Origin of the sequence: Vibrio sp. 779(2023) (assembly GCF_033344285.1) — a bacterium.
Classification (GTDB): Bacteria; Pseudomonadota; Gammaproteobacteria; order Enterobacterales; family Vibrionaceae; genus Vibrio; species Vibrio alginolyticus.
Window position 1 is genome coordinate 1 of record NZ_JAWPOM010000188.1, and the last position, 1102, is coordinate 1102.

General features: G+C 45.2%; 1 protein-coding gene. It reads left to right on the forward strand.

Annotated features, from left to right (window positions below; genetic code table 11):
- Positions 1-840 (forward strand): diguanylate cyclase (locus R8O70_RS25975; protein WP_318184557.1); only part of this gene is annotated, 840 nt, incomplete at its 5' end.
- Positions 841-1102 lie beyond the last annotated feature (262 nt).

Genomic DNA, 1102 nt, shown 5'->3' on the forward strand with positions numbered 1-1102 from the left:
AGCCAATTTCTCGATCAGTTAAACTCAGCGCTGGCGAGTAACCTCAAAACCGTCCATCAAAACGTCGATCAACACCATACTTATTTTGAGCATCGCCAAGAGCTGAATGCAGAAATGAATGGTTTGGTTGAGCTCAGCCAACAATCTCTCGACCAAGCACAGGATTTAGCAGAACTCAAACAAGAAGTCGCTCCATTACTGGCCAAAATGGCCTCGTTAACCGAGCGCCTCAAGATGACGGAAGAGAGAGAACAGGCCCTACAAGAGCGTTTAAGCTACAGCAAAAACCAACTTGAAGCGGTGTTTGAAACCACACAAGATTACCGCCGCCGCTTAGACGACCCGACACAGCGAATGTTGCTTGATCCACTCACGAAGGTTTACAACCGAACAGCATTTAACGATCGTCTTGAGCTCGAATACCGCCGTTGGATTCGCTCTCAACAAAATCTACGAGTGGTACTGTTTGATGTCGATAACTTCAAAGCCGTAAACGACAGTTATGGTTATACCGCTGGTGATAAAGCGCTGAAGATCATCGCTCGAGCCATCAATAAGCGCGTGTCTGATACCGAAACCGTCGCTCGCTTTGGCGGTGAAGAGTTTATTCTGCTGATTCCAGAACAAAGTGAAGAATACACATTAGAACTGATGAAAAATATTCAGCGCGATATCTGTCAGCTGCCGTTTAAGTTCCGCGAGCAAAACATCATCATTACTCTGACAGCCGTCTCTACTTCATTTAAGGAATCAGACGCACCAGAATATGTGCTCGATCGCCTTGGGCAAATGCTCACTGACGCTAAAAAACGGGGCACAAACCAGCTAAACTGGAACTAAAAGCCGTTCAAAAAACAAGCAAACAAACACTTTCACCCCCTCTCAAACGCTCATAACCTCCCATTTTCAACGAGTTATCACATTTATCCCCTTTCAGTCTGCTAAGCTGTTAAAACCCAAGTCACTTCAAGATGATGTATTCATTCATGACGAATATGGCATCTTGAGGTTGCTTGGGACTCGATAACCATAAAACCAAACCCTCCAGCCATCTGAGTAAAACGACACGTACAACTAAGTAAGATGCGTTGGAACTATCCCT